General features: G+C 57.4%; 16 protein-coding genes, 2 tRNA genes and 2 rRNA genes. 2 read left to right on the top strand and 18 right to left on the bottom strand.

All coding sequences use genetic code 11. The annotated features are described in order from the left end of the window. Nucleotides 1–8: 8 nt before the first annotated feature. From fdx to trmJ, 9 genes are all read right to left on the bottom strand, one after another. The gene (gene fdx / locus HUW52_RS07220) at nucleotides 9–350 is read right to left on the bottom strand and encodes an ISC system 2Fe-2S type ferredoxin (RefSeq protein WP_007916885.1); all 342 of its coding nucleotides are present in this window, start codon (nucleotides 348–350) and stop codon (nucleotides 9–11) included. Further along, on the bottom strand, nucleotides 350–2,215 hold the full coding sequence (gene hscA / locus HUW52_RS07215) for a Fe-S protein assembly chaperone HscA (RefSeq protein ID WP_175553269.1): 1,866 nt from the start codon (nucleotides 2,213–2,215) through the stop codon (nucleotides 350–352). The genes fdx and hscA overlap by 1 nt, the downstream gene beginning before the upstream one ends. A 51-nt stretch (nucleotides 2,216–2,266) precedes the next feature. Next, a complete protein-coding gene (gene hscB, locus HUW52_RS07210) occupies nucleotides 2,267–2,788 on the bottom strand; it encodes a co-chaperone HscB (protein ID WP_175553268.1) in 522 nt (173 codons plus the stop codon). 8 nt (nucleotides 2,789–2,796) lie between these two features. Continuing rightward, complete coding sequence (gene iscA, locus HUW52_RS07205) at nucleotides 2,797–3,120, bottom strand: iron-sulfur cluster assembly protein IscA (protein ID WP_003227904.1); 324 nt, start codon at nucleotides 3,118–3,120, stop codon at nucleotides 2,797–2,799. 34 nt (nucleotides 3,121–3,154) lie between these two features. Next, entirely contained in the window at nucleotides 3,155–3,541 is a 387-nt protein-coding gene (gene iscU, locus HUW52_RS07200; RefSeq protein ID WP_007916892.1) for a Fe-S cluster assembly scaffold IscU, read from the bottom strand. A 101-nt stretch (nucleotides 3,542–3,642) separates the two neighbouring features. Next, a complete protein-coding gene (locus HUW52_RS07195) occupies nucleotides 3,643–4,857 on the bottom strand; it encodes an IscS subfamily cysteine desulfurase (protein WP_150730736.1) in 1,215 nt (404 codons plus the stop codon). Between the two features lie 47 nt (nucleotides 4,858–4,904). After that, nucleotides 4,905–5,396: a Fe-S cluster assembly transcriptional regulator IscR gene (iscR, locus tag HUW52_RS07190; protein WP_003227911.1), complete on the bottom strand. Its 492-nt coding sequence runs from the start codon at nucleotides 5,394–5,396 to the stop codon at nucleotides 4,905–4,907. 238 nt (nucleotides 5,397–5,634) lie between these two features. Further along, a complete protein-coding gene (gene cysE, locus HUW52_RS07185) occupies nucleotides 5,635–6,411 on the bottom strand; it encodes a serine O-acetyltransferase (RefSeq protein WP_026000547.1) in 777 nt (258 codons plus the stop codon). Between the two features lie 3 nt (nucleotides 6,412–6,414). Continuing rightward, nucleotides 6,415–7,185, bottom strand: a complete 771-nt coding sequence (gene trmJ / locus HUW52_RS07180; RefSeq protein WP_008084663.1) for a tRNA (cytosine(32)/uridine(32)-2'-O)-methyltransferase TrmJ — start codon at nucleotides 7,183–7,185, stop codon at nucleotides 6,415–6,417. Between the two features lie 145 nt (nucleotides 7,186–7,330). On the opposite strand from trmJ, the gene suhB reads away from it, so the two are divergent. Beyond that, the gene (gene suhB / locus HUW52_RS07175) at nucleotides 7,331–8,149 is read left to right on the top strand and encodes an inositol-phosphate phosphatase (protein WP_016984379.1); all 819 of its coding nucleotides are present in this window, start codon (nucleotides 7,331–7,333) and stop codon (nucleotides 8,147–8,149) included. A 249-nt stretch (nucleotides 8,150–8,398) separates the two neighbouring features. Here suhB and HUW52_RS07170 read toward each other — a convergent pair whose 3' ends face one another. From HUW52_RS07170 to queA, 6 genes are all read right to left on the bottom strand, one after another. Next, a complete protein-coding gene (locus tag HUW52_RS07170) occupies nucleotides 8,399–8,947 on the bottom strand; it encodes a glycine zipper 2TM domain-containing protein (RefSeq protein WP_007956693.1) in 549 nt (182 codons plus the stop codon). Between the two features lie 121 nt (nucleotides 8,948–9,068). Then, nucleotides 9,069–9,983: a protein translocase subunit SecF gene (gene secF / locus HUW52_RS07165; RefSeq protein ID WP_175553267.1), complete on the bottom strand. Its 915-nt coding sequence runs from the start codon at nucleotides 9,981–9,983 to the stop codon at nucleotides 9,069–9,071. A gap of 9 nt (nucleotides 9,984–9,992) precedes the next feature. Then, complete coding sequence (gene secD / locus HUW52_RS07160; RefSeq protein WP_175553266.1) at nucleotides 9,993–11,861, bottom strand: protein translocase subunit SecD; 1,869 nt, start codon at nucleotides 11,859–11,861, stop codon at nucleotides 9,993–9,995. 64 nt (nucleotides 11,862–11,925) lie between these two features. Beyond that, nucleotides 11,926–12,264, bottom strand: a complete 339-nt coding sequence (gene yajC, locus HUW52_RS07155) for a preprotein translocase subunit YajC (RefSeq protein ID WP_007916913.1) — start codon at nucleotides 12,262–12,264, stop codon at nucleotides 11,926–11,928. 43 nt (nucleotides 12,265–12,307) lie between these two features. After that, nucleotides 12,308–13,423, bottom strand: a complete 1,116-nt coding sequence (tgt, locus tag HUW52_RS07150) for a tRNA guanosine(34) transglycosylase Tgt (RefSeq protein ID WP_162130185.1) — start codon at nucleotides 13,421–13,423, stop codon at nucleotides 12,308–12,310. Between the two features lie 14 nt (nucleotides 13,424–13,437). Beyond that, on the bottom strand, nucleotides 13,438–14,502 hold the full coding sequence (queA, locus tag HUW52_RS07145; RefSeq protein WP_016984383.1) for a tRNA preQ1(34) S-adenosylmethionine ribosyltransferase-isomerase QueA: 1,065 nt from the start codon (nucleotides 14,500–14,502) through the stop codon (nucleotides 13,438–13,440). Between the two features lie 108 nt (nucleotides 14,503–14,610). Here queA and HUW52_RS07140 point away from each other — a divergent pair. After that, a tRNA-Leu gene (locus HUW52_RS07140) sits at nucleotides 14,611–14,695 on the top strand. Nucleotides 14,696–15,270: 575 nt separating this feature from the next. On the opposite strand, the gene rrf is transcribed toward HUW52_RS07140, so the two are convergent. The 3 genes from rrf to HUW52_RS07125 all read right to left on the bottom strand — a co-directional run bounded on the left by rrf (nucleotide 15,271) and on the right by HUW52_RS07125 (nucleotide 18,753). Then, nucleotides 15,271–15,386, bottom strand: a 5S ribosomal RNA gene (rrf, locus tag HUW52_RS07135). A 150-nt stretch (nucleotides 15,387–15,536) separates the two neighbouring features. Next, nucleotides 15,537–18,430, bottom strand: a 23S ribosomal RNA gene (locus HUW52_RS07130). Nucleotides 18,431–18,677: 247 nt separating this feature from the next. After that, nucleotides 18,678–18,753, bottom strand: a tRNA-Ala gene (locus tag HUW52_RS07125).

Below are 18,753 nucleotides of genomic sequence, written 5' to 3'. Positions count from 1 at the left end.
CTTACCAGTCAGTGCGGCGCTTCAGCCGCATGGTTAAGCGAATATTTCGGAATTTCGACGGTGATGTCTTCTTCACCAACGATAGCCTGACAGGCCAGACGCGATTGCGCTTCCAGGCCCCATGCACGATCGAGGAAGTCTTCTTCCAGCTCGTCAGCCTCTTCCATCGAGTCAAAACCCTCGCGGATGATGCAGTGGCAGGTGGTGCAAGCGCAGACGCCGCCGCAGGCGCTTTCCATCTCGATGTGGTGTTCGTGGGCCAATTCGAGAATCGATGTGCCGGGCGCAGCCTCGACCACCATGCCTTCAGGGCAGAACTTCTCGTGGGGCAGAAAAATGACCTGCGGCATCAGATATCCTCGATTTCATTCAGGTTGCGCCCCGACAGAGCGGCTTTCACCGTCAGATCCATGCGGCGGGCAGCAAAAGCATCGGTCACTTGCGACAGACGCTTGGTCTGTTGCTCGATGGCGTAACCATCAGTACCTTTCATCAGTTCGGCCAGTTCCTGCAACTGCAGGTCGATGACCATGCGCTCTTCGGCGTCGAGCAAACGCTCGCCGTCCGCCTCCAGAGCGCCCTGCACCGCTTCGATCAGGCGCTGGGCATCGACTTGCTGCTCACGCAGAACGCGGGCAACTTTGTCGTCATTGGCGTGCTGGAACGAATCCTTGAGCATTTTGGCGATTTCGCCGTCGGTCAGACCGTAAGACGGTTTGACCTGAATGCTCGCCTCAACGCCCGAACCCAGTTCACGGGCAGAAACACTGAGCAGACCGTCGGCGTCGACCTGGAAGGTCACGCGAATCTTCGCTGCACCGGCGACCATTGCTGGAATGCCGCGCAATTCGAAGCGCGCCAGGGAACGGCAGTCGCTGATCAGCTCGCGCTCACCTTGCAAAACGTGAATCGCCATGGCCGACTGGCCGTCTTTATAAGTGGTGAAATCTTGCGCACGTGCGACGGGGATGGTGGTGTTACGTGGAATCACCTTCTCCATCAGACCGCCCATGGTTTCCAGCCCCAGGGACAGCGGAATCACGTCGAGCAGCAGCAGTTCGCCGCCATCGCGCTTGTTGCCAGCCAGGGTATCTGCCTGGATCGCGGCACCGATGGCCACCACTTGATCCGGATCGATTTCAGTCAGAGGCTGACGACCGAAGGCTTCGGCAACGGCTTCACGAACGCGTGGAACGCGGGTCGAACCGCCCACCATGACCACGGCGTGCACGTCTTCCAGCTCAACACCGGAATCGCGAACGGCGCGGCGGCAGGCTTTGAGGCTGCGCGCGACCATTGGCTCGATCAGCGCATCAAAGGCTTCGCGAGTCAGTTGGGCTTTCCAGTCACCGTAGGCAACTTCAACACTCGCCGCATCGGTCAGGGCTTCTTTTGCTGCGCAGGCGGTTTGCAGCAGATTGCGCTGCGCACCCGGATCGAGATCGGCGGACAGGCCGGCGCTCTCGATGATCCAGCCGGCAATCGCGTGATCGAAGTCATCGCCGCCCAGCGCGCTGTCGCCGCCAGTGGCCAGCACTTCGAAAACACCACCGGTCAGACGCAGAATCGAAATATCGAAGGTGCCACCGCCGAGGTCATAAATGGCTACCAGGCCTTCAGCGTGTTGATCCAGACCGTACGCCACAGCGGCCGCAGTCGGCTCATTGAGCAGACGCAGCACGTTCAGACCCGCGAGTTTCGCCGCATCTTTAGTGGCTTGACGCTGAGCATCGTCGAAATACGCCGGAACGGTAATCACCGCACCCACCAGTTCGCCACCCAAGGTCGCTTCGGCGCGCTGACGCAGGACCTTGAGGATATCAGCGGAGACTTCGACCGGGCTTTTCGGGCCCTGCACGGTGTCGATGAACGGCATGTGCGATTCGCCACCGACAAAGCGGTATGGCAGTTGTTCGCCCAATTGCTTGACGTCGGACAGACCACGACCCATCAAGCGCTTGACCGACAGCACAGTATTCAAAGGATCGGAAGCGGCAGCCAGCTTGGCCGACTCGCCGACTTCGACGCGATCGGCGTGGTAACGCACAGCGGACGGCAGGATGACCTGCCCGTTTGCGTCGGCCAACGGCTCGGAAAGACCACTGCGCAACGCAGCGACCAGCGAATTGGTAGTGCCCAAGTCGATCCCCACAGCCAGACGACGCTGGTGCGGTTGAGGACTTTGGCCGGGTTCGGCGATCTGCAGTAGGGCCATCGTGATCAGGACTTATCTGTATATCAGGCGTGCGACCGGAGCGGCACTGGGTTAATCGTCGAGGCGCTCTTCTAACTGGCGCACTTCGTAGGTGAGCTTGTCGAGGAACTGCATGCGCCGCATCAGGCGTTCGGCCTGCTCACGTTGCGCTGCGTCATCCCAACAGGCTGCGAAGCTTTCATTGAGTTCTTCCTGAGCCGATTTCAAGCGCCGCTTGAACACGGCGACGCCGTCGAGGTCGGCACTGTCCTGGAGGTCTTCGAGCTCTTCGCGCCATTGCATCTGCTGCAGAAGAAACTCGGGATCATGCACAGTGACTTCCATCGGCACTTCATGCCCGCTGATGGTCAGCAGGTAGCGTGCGCGCTGGGCCGGACTCTTGAGCGTCTGATAGGCGTCGTTGAGCCGTGCAGACTGCTCGAGTGCCGACCGCTGCTCACGCTCGGAAGCGTCGGCAAAACGGTCAGGATGAACGCCGCGCGCCAACTCACGATAGCGCGTGGCCAACTGCTCGAGATCCAAACGGAAACCCGGTTGCAGCTCGAATAAAGCGAAATGACAAGGAATACCCACGACAAGCCTCAGATGTTGAAGCTTTCGCCGCAGCCACATTCACCGCGTACGTTGGGGTTGTTGAACTTGAAGCCTTCGTTCAACCCTTCCTTGACGAAATCGAGCTCGGTGCCGTCCAGGTAGGCGAGGCTTTTCGGGTCGATGATCACTTTTTCGCCGTGACTTTCGAACACCTGATCCTCTGCAACCACCTCGTCGACAAACTCCAGCACGTAGGCAAGGCCGGAACAGCCTGTGGTGCGAACACCCAGACGAATCCCTTCACCTTTGCCGCGCCCGTCGAGGGAGCGCCGCACGTGTCGAGCAGCCGCTTCTGTCATGCTGATAGCCATCGGTGACTCCTTACTCGTCGCCAAATCCAGAAAGTCAGATCAAGCCTTTCTTCTGCTTGTAATCGCGAACAGCCGCTTTGATAGCGTCTTCAGCCAGTACCGAGCAGTGAATTTTCACTGGCGGCAGGGCCAGTTCTTCGGCCAGCTGAGTGTTCTTGATGGTTTCTGCTTCGTCCAGGGTCTTGCCCTTCATCCACTCGGTGGCGAGGGAGCTGGAAGCGATAGCCGAACCGCAGCCGTAGGTCTTGAACTTGGCATCTTCGATGATGCCAGCGTCGTTGACCTTGATTTGCAGACGCATCACATCGCCGCACGCCGGAGCGCCGACCATGCCGGTGCCGACATCAGGATCTTCCGCGTTCATCTTGCCGACGTTGCGCGGGTTTTCGTAGTGGTCGATGACCTTTTCGCTGTAAGCCATGATTCTCAATCCTCACTCATCAGGGCCGCTCTTGAGACCCTGCAACTGCGCTGCGTAAACCGCCGCGTCGCTACAGGATCTGTATCTGGCGGCTTCTATATTTAGTGTGCCGCCCACTCGATTTTCGAGATATCGACGCCGTCTTTGTACATGTCCCACAGCGGCGACAAAGCGCGCAGCTTGGTAACGGCCTCGCAGACTTTCTGCGCGGCGTAGTCGATTTCTTCTTCGGTGGTGAAACGGCCGAAGGTGAAGCGGATCGAGCTGTGTGCCAGTTCGTCGTTGCGGCCCAGGGCGCGCAGTACGTACGAAGGCTCCAGCGACGCCGAGGTGCACGCCGAACCGGACGATACCGCGAGATCCTTGAGCGCCATGATCAGCGACTCGCCTTCAACGTAGTTGAAGCTCAGGTTCAGGTTGTGCGGAACGCGGGCGGTCAGGCTGCCGTTGACGTACAGCTCTTCCAGGTGCTCGACCTGCTTGTAGAAGCGGTCGCTCAAGGCTTTGATACGGACGTTTTCGGCAGCCATGTCTTCTTTGGCTACGCGGAACGCTTCGCCCATGCCGACGATCTGGTGGGTCGCCAGGGTGCCGGAACGCATGCCGCGCTCGTGACCGCCGCCGTGCATGGTCGCTTCGATGCGCACACGCGGCTTACGGCTGACGTACAGCGCGCCGATGCCTTTAGGGCCGTAGGTTTTGTGGGCGGAGAACGACATCATGTCGACTTTCAGTTTCTGCAGGTCGATCTCGACCTTGCCAGTGGACTGAGCGGCGTCGACGTGGAACAGAACGCCCTTGGCGCGGAGCATTTCGCCGATCGCGGCGATGTCGTTGACGGTGCCGATTTCGTTGTTCACGTGCATCACGGAGACCAGAATGGTGTCTTCGCGCAGTGCCGCATCAATCATGGCCGGAGTGATCAGACCGTCTTCGGTCGGCTCGAGGTAAGTGACCTCGAAACCTTCACGCTCCAGTTGGCGCATGGTGTCGAGGACAGCCTTGTGCTCGATCTTGGAGGTGATCAGGTGCTTGCCCTTGGAGCCGTAGAAATGCGCCGCACCCTTGATTGCCAGGTTGTCGGATTCGGTAGCGCCCGAGGTCCAGACGATTTCGCGCGGATCGGCGTTGACCAGATCGGCCACCTGACGACGGGCGTTTTCGACGGACTCTTCAGCTTTCCAGCCGAATACGTGGGAACGGGACGCCGGATTACCGAAGTTTCCGTCGACCAGCAGGCATTCACTCATTTTTTGCGCAACACGCGGATCAACCGGGGTGGTCGCAGAGTAATCAAGGTAAATCGGCAATTTCATGGACTATCTCCTAAATCAGGGCTGGCGTGCCGCTAGCTCTTTGGCTGTCATTCGACGGCGGACGCTTCAATCTTGTCCAGGCGTGGCGCCTTGCTGTTGCAACGGCGCTGGTCCTGACGCTGGGCTACTTCTTGCACCTCACGGCGAGTCACAAGATCAGCCAAGCTGATACCACTTAGAAATTCGTGAATCTGCAGGCTCAAGTCGCACCACAGATGGTGAGTCAGGCAGGTGTCGCCGGAATGGCAATCGCCCTGGCCCTGGCATTTGGTGGCATCGACCGATTCGTTTACCGCATCGATCACCTGAGCGACCTGAATGCCCTGCATGTCGCGGGACAACTGGTAGCCACCACCCGGGCCGCGAACACTGGAAACCAGGTTGCTGCGACGCAGCTTGGCGAACAGCTGTTCGAGGTAGGACAGGGAGATGCCTTGGCGCTCGGAGATATCGGCCAGGGACACGGGCCCGTGCTGCGCGTGCAACGCCAGGTCAAGCATGGCGGTCACGGCGTATCGGCCTTTTGTAGTCAGTCGCATGGACAGTTACCACGGAGTTCAGAATGGGGCGAGTATGCAATTCCCGAGTATTTAAGTCAACTTTAAGACCTAGTACTTTAGTCAGGATTACCCGCAAAAGAGCGCGCGCATCATAGCAAAGGCTGGCGGCATGCAGCCAGCGGTACCGCGTGATCGTTCTTCGCGAGCAAGCTCGCTCCCACAAGGACAATACATTCCATTGTGGGAGCGAGCTTGCTCGCGAAGGCAGCGGCGCGGTTTAGCTAGCCTGACTCTGATCCTTATCCTTAACGCAGGCGAAGTCTTCTTCGCGCAGCTCAGGCAGATCTTTCGCACAGTAATTACTGCCCAGATCCTTCAGCGCGCCGCACATACCCTCCAGACGCCCGTCCACCGCTTGCAGGTGATCGAGCAATTGACCGATGGCGCGCGCCACCGGGTCAGGCATGTCTTCGCTGACACCGTAGGCATCGAAACCGATCTTCTCGGCCATGGCCTTGCGCTTGGCATCCTGCTCTTCATCGGACTTGACGATGATTCGACCTGGAATACCGACAACAGTGGCGCCCGGCGGCACTTCTTTGGTCACCACGGCGTTGGAACCCACCTTGGCACCGGCACCGACCGTAAACGGACCGAGCACTTTGGCGCCCGCACCGACCACCACACCATCACCCAGCGTCGGGTGACGCTTGCCTTTATTCCAACTGGTGCCGCCGAGGGTCACGCCCTGATAAATGGTCACGTCATCGCCAATTTCAGCGGTTTCACCGATGACAATGCCCATGCCGTGGTCGATAAAGAAACGACGACCGACTTTGGCCCCCGGATGAATCTCGATCCCGGTCAACCAGCGACCGAAGTTCGAAACCAGCCGTGCCAGCCATTTCAGTTCGTTGCGCCACAGCATGCCGGCCAATCGATGAATCCAGATCGCGTGCATGCCGGGGTAGCAGGTCAGAACTTCAAAAGCGTTACGCGCTGCCGGGTCTCGATGGAACACGCTCTGGATATCTTCACGCAAACGCTCAAACATCATTTAGTCCTTCCGCTTAAGAAGCTCACCACGGGCCGCTTTCTGGGTTTCCGTGAGGATGCCACGCAAAATATTCATTTCCGCCCGGCTGACCGAGCTGCGTCCGTACAACCGGCGCAGGCGCGCCATCAAGTGCCGTGGTTTTTCCGGATCGAGGAACTCGATGGCGACCAGCGTCTGCTCCAGATGCTCATAAAAGCGCTCCAGTTCATCCATGGTCGCCAGCTCGGCGCTTTTCACCGAGGCCACTTCTTCTTTCTCGATCTTGCTCGGCTGACCTTGTGCGGCCAGCCAGGCCATGCGCACTTCGTAGCTCAACACCTGCACCGCCGCGCCGAGGTTCAGCGAGCTGAACTCAGGGTCGGAGGGAATATGCACGTGAAAGTGACATCGCTGCAGTTCGTCATTGGTCAGACCGGAATCTTCACGACCAAACACCAGCGCAATTTCAGCGCCCTGCCCGGCCTCCTCAACCACTTTGGTTCCGCATTCGCGAGGGTCCAGCAGCGGCCAGGGGATTCGACGGTCACGGGCGCTGGTGCCAAGCACCAGATTGCAGCCGACCAAAGCGTCTTCCAAGGTAGCGACGACTTGCGCGTTTTCAAGGATGTCACCGGCACCGGAGGCGCGAGCATCGGCCTCGTGGTGCGGAAACAGGCGCGGTTCGACCAGCACCAATCGCGACAGACCCATGTTTTTCATGGCGCGCGCGGCCCCGCCGATATTGCCGGGGTGGCTGGTATTGACCAGGACGACACGAATGTTCTGCAGCAAGGGAGGCGCTCTCGGACACAGGAAAGGGGTGCAAATCTTACAGAACAGCCTACCGTTAAGCTATGAAAGCGAACAGCGTCCTTCACCTGAAGAAAAGTTCTGATAGAATGCGCGGCTTTCTTTAACAACCTTAGGTGACACATCCATGCAGCCCATGCTGAATATCGCGCTGCGCGCCGCCCGCAGCGCCAGTGAACTGATCTTCCGCTCCATCGAGCGCCTGGATACCATCAAGGTCGACGAAAAAGACGCCAAGGATTATGTATCCGAGGTCGATCGCGCCGCCGAACAGAAAATCATCGACGCGCTGCGCAAGGCTTACCCTAACCACTCCATCCGCGGTGAAGAGACCGGCCTGCACGCTGGCACCGGCATCGAAGGCGAAGAGTACCTGTGGATCATCGATCCGCTGGACGGCACCACCAACTTCCTGCGCGGCATTCCTCACTTCGCTGTCAGCATTGCCTGCAAATACCGTGGTCGCCTGGAACACGCTGTTGTTCTGGATCCGGTTCGCCAGGAAGAATTCACCGCCAGCCGTGGTCGCGGCGCTCAACTGAACGGTCGTCGCCTGCGCGTCAGCGGTCGCACCAGCCTCGACGGCGCCCTGCTCGGTACCGGCTTCCCGTTCCGTGACGACCAGATGGACAACCTCGACAACTACCTGGGCATGTTCCGCGCCCTGGTTGGCCAGACTGCCGGCATCCGCCGCGCCGGTTCCGCCAGCCTCGACCTGGCTTACGTCGCTGCCGGTCGTTTCGATGCGTTCTGGGAGTCGGGCCTGTCCGAATGGGACATGGCTGCAGGCGCCCTGCTGATTCAAGAAGCTGGCGGCCTGGTGAGCGACTTCACCGGCGGTCACGACTTCCTTGAAAAAGGTCACATCGTTGCCGGCAACACCAAATGCTTCAAGGCAGTACTGACGGCGATCCAGCCGCACCTGCCGGCTTCGCTGAAGCGCTAAGCTTCCCGCGAAACGAAAAAAGCACCCTTCGGGGTGCTTTTTTTATGTCTGGAATTCGTCACCCGCCACACCACGGGACCAATGTAGGAGTGAGCCTGCTCGCGATAGCGATGTATCAGCCACCACCTGCATCGAATGATAAATAGCTATCGCGAGCAGGCTCACTCCTACAGGGATTTGTTGCGTGACTTAAATGGCGGGCACAAAAAAAGCACCCCGCAGGGTGCTTCTTGTTAAAACAGTCGGTCCTTACTGACCCGGCTCATTCTGCGACAGAATCAGCTTGCCTTCCTTGTCGACCGGAATCTGGTTGCCCGGATCGCGATCCATCCGCACTTTGCCTTCTTTGCCATCGAGCGAGTAACGCACGTCGTAACCGACGACCTTGTCGCTGATGTCATTGACCGTGTTGCAGCGGGTTTGTGTAGTGGTGTAAGTGTCACGCTCTTGCATGCCTTCCTGCACCTTGTTACCCGCATAACCGCCACCGACCGCACCGGCTACCGTGGCAATTTTCTTGCCGGTGCCGCCGCCAATCTGATTACCCAGCAAACCACCTGCCAGCGCACCGACGACGGTACCGGCAATCTGGTGCTGATCTTTTACCGGTGCCTGACGAGTCACTGTCACGTCCTTGCACACTTCACGTGGAGTCTTGATCTGTGTTTTAACCGGTTCAACGGCCAACACTTGCGCATACTCAGGGCCGCTTTTAACCAGGCTGTAGGTGGCAACAGCGCCCCCGGCAGTCACACCGACAGCACCCAATACCGCACCAACCAGCAACGACTTGTTCACATGAACCTCCTGACCATCACATGCGGGACACGCCCGCGCTTCTCCCAGCCTTGGAGCATAAAAAAAGGCGCGAGTTCAACTCGCGCCTTTCTTGGGCTGACAGCCGGGAAAACGATGGCCGTTATGGACGGTCGTCGACTTCCTTCTCGGTGTTCGCCGGAGGAATCAGATCCTCGGTAGTCAGGTTCAGCCAGATCAGTACCACGTTCGCGATGTAGATCGACGAGTAGGTACCCGCCAGAACACCGATGAACAGCGCGATCGAGAAGCCGAACAGATTGTCACCACCGAAGAACAGCAGTGCCGCGATCGCCAGCAAAGTGGAGATCGACGTCGCCATGGTCCGCAGCAGAGTCTGAGTGGTCGAGATGTTGATGTTCTCGATCAGCGAAGCCTTGCGCAGGACACGGAAGTTCTCACGAACCCGGTCGAATACCACGATGGTGTCGTTCAGCGAGTAACCGATGATCGCCAGTACCGCCGCCAGCACCGTCAGGTCGAAGGTGATCTGGAAGAACGACAGGATACCGATGGTCACGATCACGTCGTGAATCAGCGAAACGATGGCGCCAACTGCGAATTTCCACTGAAAGCGGAAAGCCAGGTAGATCAGGATGCCGCCGAGCGCCAGCAGCATGCCGAGGCCGCCCTGGTCGCGCAGCTCTTCACCGACCTGCGGGCCAACGAACTCGACACGCTTGACCGTCGCCGGGTTGTCACCGCCGAGCTTCTGCAGCGCTTCCGCGACCTGATGGCCCAGTTGTGGGTCTTCACCCGGCATGCGCACCAGCAGATCGGTGGTGGCACCGAAGCTCTGCACGATGGCTTCGTGGTAACCGGAAGTTACCAGCTCTTCACGCACCTTGGTGACATCGGCCGGACGCTCGTAGGTCAGCTCGATGAGCGTACCGCCGGTGAAGTCCAGCCCCCAGTTCATGCCCTTGGTAGCGACACTGAACATAGCCAGCAAGGTGAGGAATACTGTGACGCCGAACGCGAAGTTGCGAACGCCCATGAAGTTGATTGTACGTAACATGGCAGCCCCTTAAATCCACAACTTCTTGAAGTCACGCCCGCCAAAGATCAGGTTGACCATTGCGCGGGTCACCATGATGGCCGTGAACATCGAGGTAAAGATCCCGAGGGACATGGTCACTGCGAAACCTTTGACCGGGCCGGTGCCCATGGCAAAGAGAATCCCGCCGACCAACAAGGTAGTCAGGTTGGCGTCGAGAATCGCGGTGAATGCCCGGCCGAAGCCTTCGTTGATTGCACGCTGCACGGTCATGCCAGCGGCGATCTCTTCACGAATCCGCGAGAAGATCAGCACGTTGGCGTCGACCGCCATACCCATGGTCAACACGATACCGGCGATACCCGGCAGGGTCAGCGTTGCACCCAGCAGCGACATCAAGGCCAGCAGCAGCACCATGTTCACTGCCAGTGCGACAGTGGCGATGATGCCGAAGAAGCGGTAGATGGCGATGATGAACAGCGACACGAACAGCATGCCCCACAGCGACGCATCGATACCTTTGGTGATGTTGTCAGCACCCAGGCTCGGGCCGATGGTGCGCTCTTCAGCGAAGTACATTGGTGCGGCAAGACCACCGGCACGCAGCAGCAGCGCCAGTTCGGACGACTCACCCTGACCGTTCAGGCCAGTGATGCGGAACTGAGCACCCAGCGGCGACTGAATGGTCGCCAGGCTGATGATCTTCTTCTCTTCTTTGAACGTTTGCACCGCAACGTCTTTCTCGACGCCATCGACCACTTGCTTGGTGTAAGTGGTGACCGGACGCTGCTCGATGAAGATCACCGCCATGCTGCGACCGACGTTGGAACGAGTTGCGCGGCTCATCAGCTCACCACCGTGACCATCCAGACGGATGTTCACTTCAGGTGTGCCGTGCTCGCCGAAACCGGCCTTGGCGTCAGTAACCTGGTCACCGGTGATGATCAGGCCACGCTCGATCTGTGCTGGCGGACGCTTGCCTTCACGGAACTCGAACGTTTCCGAAGTGGCTTTCGAAGCGCCCGGCTCTGCGGCCAGACGGAACTCAAGGTTGGCCGTCTTGCCGAGGATACGCTTGGCTTCGGCAGTGTCCTGCACGCCCGGCAGCTCAACCACGATGCGGTTGGCGCCCTGACGCTGAACGATCGGTTCGGCAACACCCAGCTCGTTGACGCGGTTACGTACCGTGGTCAAGTTCTGCTTGATGGAGTATTCACGGATTTCCGCCAGCTTGGCCGGGGTCATCGCCAGACGCAGCACCGGTTGACCGTTGAGGTCGGCCGGAACAATGTCGAAATCGTTGAAGTTCTTGCGGATCAGTGCACGGGCCTGTTCGCGGGAGTCTTCATCGCTGAAGCCCAACTGAATGGCACCGCCCAGCTGCGGCAGGCTGCGATAACGCAGTTTTTCTTTGCGCAGCAGGCTCTTGACGTCGCCTTCGTAGACTTTTAGGCGTGCATCGAGGGCTTTGTCCATGTCCACTTCCAGCAGGAAGTGCACACCACCGGACAAGTCCAGACCCAGCTTCATCGGGTGCGCGCCCAGATTGCGCAGCCATTGCGGGGTGGTCTGTGCCAGGTTCAGCGCGACGACGTAGTCATCACCCAACGCCTTGCGCACAACGTCTTTGGCCGGCAACTGGTCTTCAGCCTTGCTCAGACGGATCAGACCGCCCTTGCCGTTGGCGGCCAGCGTGGCTGCTTTGACGTTGATCCCGGACTCCTTGAGCGCAGTGCTCACACGATCCAGATCAGCCTGATTGACTTGCAGCGCAGTGCTTGCACCGCTGACCTGAATGGCCGGGTCATCGGGGTATAGATTCGGAGCGGAATAAATCAGACCGATCGCCAGCACCGCCAGGATCAGAATGTATTTCCACAGAGGATATTTGTTCAGCATCACGCCGCCCGTTATGAACGCGGGGCGCCTTGCGCGCCCCGTCGATTGAGTAGAAGTTGTTGCTTCAGATCGCTTTCAGCGTGCCTTTTGGCAGCGTGGCGGCGATGGCGCCTTTCTGGAACTTCATTTCCACGGTGTCGGAAACTTCCAGAACCACGAAGTCATCGGCAACTTTAGTGATCTTGCCGGCGATACCGCCAGTGGTCACAACTTCGTCGCCCTTCTGCAGGCTGCTCAGCAGGTTCTTCTGCTCTTTGGCGCGCTTGGCCTGTGGACGCCAGATCATCAGGTAGAAGATGACCAGAAAGCCGACCAGGAAAATCCACTCGAAACCGCCGCCCATTGGGCCGGCAGCAGCCGGTGCAGCCGCGTCAGCCATGGCGTTAGAGATAAAAAAGCTCATTTAGCACTCCAGTTGCAAATGTTGAATCTTGGGGTCAGAAAACTCAGTCCAAAGGCGGAACGGGGAGCCCGCGTTTGGCGTAGAAGGCATCGACAAAGGCGGCCAATGTACCCTGTTGAATAGCCTCGCGCAAACCAGCCATCAGCACCTGATAATGGCGCAAGTTATGGATGGTATTGAGCATGCTTCCCAGCATTTCGCCGCACTTGTCCAGGTGATGCAGATAAGCGCGGGAGAAGTTCTGGCAGGTATAGCAATCGCAGGTCGGATCCAGCGGCGATTCATCATGGCGATGGAACGCGTTACGGATCTTCAGCACGCCGGTATCAATGAACAGATGCCCATTGCGGGCATTACGGGTTGGCATCACGCAATCGAACATGTCCACACCGCGGCGCACACCCTCAACCAGATCTTCCGGTTTGCCAACACCCATAAGGTAACGAGGTTTGTCAGCCGGCATCATGCCTGGCAGATAATCCAGAACCTTGATCATCTCGTGTTTCGGTTCGCCCACCGACAGACCGCCAATGGCCAGGCCATCGAAGCCGATCTTGTCGAGGCCTTCGAGCGAGCGCATGCGCAGATCCTGGTGCATGCCGCCCTGAACGATGCCGAACAATGCGGCGGTGTTGTCACCGTGAGCATTTTTCGAACGCTGGGCCCAGCGCAGCGACAACTCCATCGATACGCGCGCGACGTCTTCGTCAGCCGGATACGGCGTGCATTCGTCGAAAATCATCACGATGTCGGAGCCGAGATCGCGCTGCACCTGCATCGATTCTTCCGGCCCCATGAACACTTTGGCGCCGTCGACCGGGGAGGCGAAGGTCACGCCCTCCTCCTTGATCTTGCGCATCGCGCCGAGACTGAACACCTGAAAACCGCCGGAGTCAGTGAGGATCGGGCCTTTCCACTGCATGAAATCGTGCAGGTCGCCGTGTTCCTTGATCACTTGAGTGCCAGGGCGCAGCCACAGGTGAAAGGTATTGCCCAGAATGATTTCTGCGCCGGTGGCAACGATGTCACGCGGCAACATGCCCTTGACCGTGCCGTAAGTGCCCACCGGCATGAACGCCGGGGTCTCGACGGTGCCACGCGGGAAGGTCAGGCGACCACGCCGGGCCTTGCCATCGGTGGCCAGAAGTTCAAAGGACATGCGACATTCGCGACTCATTCTGTTTCCTCTGGGCCTGTTTGTTCAGGGGCAGTCGGTGCGGGATTACGGGTGATGAACATCGCATCACCGTAGCTGAAAAAGCGGTAACCGTTGTCGACGGCGGCCTTGTAGGCAGCCATGGTCTCGGGATAACCGGCAAATGCCGAAACCAGCATCAACAGCGTGGATTCCGGCAAATGGAAATTAGTCACCAGGGCATCGACCACATGGAACGGTCGGCCCGGGAAGATAAAGATATCGGTGTCACCGCTGAAGGGCTTGAGCACGCCATCGCGCGCGGCACTTTCCAGCGAACGTACGCTGGTAGTGCCGACCGCAATCACTCGGCCACCGCGCGCACGGCACGCCGCGACCGCGTCGACCACGTCTTGGCCGACTTCCAGCCACTCGGTGTGCATGTGGTGATCTTCAAGCTTCTCGACACGCACCGGCTGAAACGTCCCCGCGCCAACGTGCAACGTGACGAACGTGGTCTCGACGCCCTTGGCGGCAATCGCTTCCATCAGCGACTGATCGAAATGCAGCCCGGCGGTCGGCGCCGCCACCGCGCCCAGACGCTCGGCGTACACGGTCTGATAACGCTCGCGATCCGAACCTTCATCCGGGCGATCGATATAGGGAGGCAACGGCATGTGCCCGACACGGTCGAGCAGCGGCAACACTTCTTCAGCGAAGGCCAGTTCGAACAGCGCATCGTGACGCGCGAGCATTTCTGCCTCACCGCCGCCGTCGATAAGGATCTTCGAACCCGGTTTTGGCGACTTGCTGGAGCGCACATGAGCCAATACGCGATGTGTATCGAGCACACGTTCGATGAGAATTTCCAGCTTGCCGCCGGACGCTTTCTGCCCGAACAGCCGCGCCGGAATCACCCGGGTATTGTTGAACACCATCAAATCGCCCGGGCGCAAATGCTCAAGCAAATCAGTGAATTGACGGTGTGCGAGAGCGCCGCTCGGCCCGTCAAGGGTCAGCAGGCGACTACCGCGACGCTCGGCCAAAGGGTGGCGGGCGATCAGCGAATCAGGGAGCTCGAAAGTAAAGTCAGCAACGCGCATGATGGGGTTCGTCTAGCAGGGCCGGAAAGTTTAGCGGAAATATCGAAAATAGACCATGAAACGTGATTGACCAACGGTAATCTCATCTCTATACTTCGCCGCCATTGAGCCCTGATGGCGGAATTGGTAGACGCGGCGGATTCAAAATCCGTTTTCGAAAGGAGTGGGAGTTCGAGTCTCCCTCGGGGCACCATTTGCAAGACATAGACGAGTACCAGCGTCTACGTAACACCTCTAAAGCCCGCTGACTGCGGGCTTTTTTGTTTCCGGAATTTCACCCCCCCCTCGCAAGACAGTTTCTTTTTGCAAGTGCTCTGCAGACTCCGGAGCGCACAGTCACGCCCACCTCACTCGCTCGCAAATCAAAGCCTCCAGACAACCGAGAAGCAAGACACATTGCCTAATAGCTCGGGCATCGCCCTTATGCTTCAACCAAGCAAGCACAGCTCCGCTACACACTCTTCTGCCGCCCTCACAGGGCCGCCAAGCGCATCTGTCCGAACAGCCCCTTACAGAGGCTCGCAAGAGGACTGCTGAGCGAATAGCGACTCGTTGCGCTGGTCACATCGCGGGCGCGCTGCTACGCGCACGTGGACGGCCTTAGGACTCTATGGCTAATGTCGCAGATGGCACCGCTGGGGAGTAACACTGGCGCTGCCCCGACGCAACAACGAATCATGGTTAGAGTTGCCCCGAAAACGCTCAAAAACTTTCCTGCGGACAAAACAAAACCCCAACTGCTTTCGCAATTGGGGTTTCGGAATTTAATCTTGACGATGACCTACTCTCACATGGGGAAACCCCACACTACCATCGGCGATGCATCGTTTCACTGCTGAGTTCGGGATGGGATCAGGTGGTTCCAACGCTCTATGGTCGTCAAGAAATTCGGGTACCGAATCGTGGCCAGTTGGCCTCGCTTCAGCAAATTGGGTATGTGACAGCTTTCGGTGTTTGTGAACATCGAACTTTCGGTTCGTTTCGTCTTCACACACCGCAATCTGGCTTTTAAGCGCAAATTGCTTGGGTGTTATATGGTCAAGCCTCACGGGCAATTAGTATTGGTTAGCTCAACGCCTCACAGCGCTTACACACCCAACCTATCAACGTCGTAGTCTTCGACGGCCCTTCAGGGAACTCAAGGTTCCAGTGAGATCTCATCTTGAGGCAAGTTTCCCGCTTAGATGCTTTCAGCGGTTATCTTTCCCGAACATAGCTACCCGGCAATGCCACTGGCGTGACAACCGGAACACCAGAGGTTCGTCCACTCCGGTCCTCTCGTACTAGGAGCAGCCCCTCTCAAATCTCAAACGTCCACGGCAGATAGGGACCGAACTGTCTCACGACGTTCTAAACCCAGCTCGCGTACCACTTTAAATGGCGAACAGCCATACCCTTGGGACCGGCTTCAGCCCCAGGATGTGATGAGCCGACATCGAGGTGCCAAACACCGCCGTCGATATGAACTCTTGGGCGGTATCAGCCTGTTATCCCCGGAGTACCTTTTATCCGTTGAGCGATGGCCCTTCCATACAGAACCACCGGATCACTAAGACCTACTTTCGTACCTGCTCGACGTGTCTGTCTCGCAGTCAAGCGCGCTTTTGCCTTTATACTCTACGACCGATTTCCGACCGGTCTGAGCGCACCTTCGTACTCCTCCGTTACTCTTTAGGAGGAGACCGCCCCAGTCAAACTACCCACCATACACTGTCCTCGATCCGGATAACGGACCTGAGTTAGAACCTCAAAGTTGCCAGGGTGGTATTTCAAGGATGGCTCCACGCGAACTGGCGTCCACGCTTCAAAGCCTCCCACCTATCCTACACAAGCAAATTCAAAGTCCAGTGCAAAGCTATAGTAAAGGTTCACGGGGTCTTTCCGTCTAGCCGCGGATACACTGCATCTTCACAGCGATTTCAATTTCACTGAGTCTCGGGTGGAGACAGCGCCGCCATCGTTACGCCATTCGTGCAGGTCGGAACTTACCCGACAAGGAATTTCGCTACCTTAGGACCGTTATAGTTACGGCCGCCGTTTACCGGGGCTTCGATCAAGAGCTTCGCGTTAGCTAACCCCATCAATTAACCTTCCGGCACCGGGCAGGCGTCACACCCTATACGTCCACTTTCGTGTTTGCAGAGTGCTGTGTTTTTAATAAACAGTCGCAGCGGCCTGGTATCTTCGACCGGCATGAGCTTACGGAGCAAGTCCTTCACCCTCACCGGCGCACCTTCTCCCGAAGTTACGGTGCCATTTTGCCTAGTTCCTTCACCCGAGTTCTCTCAAGCGCCTTGGTATTCTCTACCCAACCACCTGTGTCGGTTTGGGGTACGGTTCCTGGTTACCTGAAGCTTAGAAGCTTTTCTTGGAAGCATGGCATCAACCACTTCGTCACCCAAAGGGTAACTCGTCATCAGCTCTCGGCCTTAAGATCCCGGATTTACCTAAGATCTCAGCCTACCACCTTAAACTTGGACAACCAACGCCAAGCTGGCCTAGCCTTCTCCGTCCCTCCATCGCAATAACCAGAAGTACAGGAATATTAACCTGTTTTCCATCGACTACGCTTTTCAGCCTCGCCTTAGGGACCGACTAACCCTGCGTCGATTAACGTTGCGCAGGAAACCTTGGTCTTTCGGCGTGGGTGTTTTTCACACCCATTGTCGTTACTCATGTCAGCATTCGCACTTCTGATACCTCCAGCAAGCTTCTCAACTCACCTTCACAGGCTTACAGAACGCTCCTCTACCGCATCATCCGAAGATGATACCCGTAGCTTCGGTGTATGGTTTGAGCCCCGTTACATCTTCCGCGCAGGCCGACTCGACTAGTGAGCTATTACGCTTTCTTTAAAGGGTGGCTGCTTCTAAGCCAACCTCCTAGCTGTCTAAGCCTTCCCACATCGTTTCCCACTTAACCATAACTTTGGGACCTTAGCTGACGGTCTGGGTTGTTTCCCTTTTCACGACGGACGTTAGCACCCGCCGTGTGTCTCCCATGCTCGGCACTTGTAGGTATTCGGAGTTTGCATCGGTTTGGTAAGTCGGGATGACCCCCTAGCCGAAACAGTGCTCTACCCCCTACAGTGATACATGAGGCGCTACCTAAATAGCTTTCGAGGAGAACCAGCTATCTCCGAGCTTGATTAGCCTTTCACTCCGATCCACAGGTCATCCGCTAACTTTTCAACGGTAGTCGGTTCGGTCCTCCAGTTAGTGTTACCCAACCTTCAACCTGCCCATGGATAGATCGCCCGGTTTCGGGTCTATTCCCAGCGACTAGACGCCCTATTAAGACTCGCTTTCGCTACGCCTCCCCTATTCGGTTAAGCTCGCCACTGAAAATAAGTCGCTGACCCATTATACAAAAGGTACGCAGTCACAGAACAAAGTCTGCTCCCACTGCTTGTACGCATACGGTTTCAGGATCTATTTCACTCCCCTCTCCGGGGTTCTTTTCGCCTTTCCCTCACGGTACTAGTTCACTATCGGTCAGTCAGTAGTATTTAGCCTTGGAGGATGGTCCCCCCATATTCAGACAAAGTTTCTCGTGCTCCGTCCTACTCGATTTCATGACCAAGAGATTTTCGCGTACAGGGCTATCACCCACTATGGCCGCACTTTCCAGAGCGTTCCGCTAATCTCAAAGCCACTTAAGGGCTAGTCCCCGTTCGCTCGCCACTACTAAGGGAATCTCGGTTGATTTCTTTTCCTCAGGGTACTTAGATGTTTCAGTTCCCCTGGTTCGCCTCTTGCACCTATGTATTCAGTACAAGATAACCATCTTATGATGGCTGGGTTCCCCCATTCAGACATCTCCGGATCAAAGTCTGTTTGCCGACTCCCCGAAGCTTTTCGCAGGCTACCACGTCTTTCATCGCCTCTGACTGCCAAGGCATCCACCGTATGCGCTTCTTCACTTGACCATATAACCCCAAGCAATCTGGTTATACTGTGAAGACGACATTCGCCGAAAATTCGAATTTCTCAACTAAGAGAACTCACAAATTTTACCTTAGCCTGATCCGTTACCAGTGAAAGTAACGTTCAGTCTATCTTTCTATCACATACCCAAATTTTTAAAGAACGAACTAGTCAAAGACTAGAAATCAACATTCACCATCATCACAATGGAATGCTCATTTCTAAGCTTTCAAACTTCAGAAGCAGTAGTGGTGGAGCCAAGCGGGATCGAACCGCTGACCTCCTGCGTGCAAGGCAGGCGCTCTCCCAGCTGAGCTATGGCCCC

Source organism: Pseudomonas sp. 43A (genome assembly GCF_013363935.1).
Taxonomy (GTDB): Bacteria; Pseudomonadota; Gammaproteobacteria; order Pseudomonadales; family Pseudomonadaceae; genus Aquipseudomonas; species Aquipseudomonas crudilactis.
Note: the sequence above shows the minus strand (reverse complement) of the source record. Positions and strands in the feature narration are given on the sequence as shown.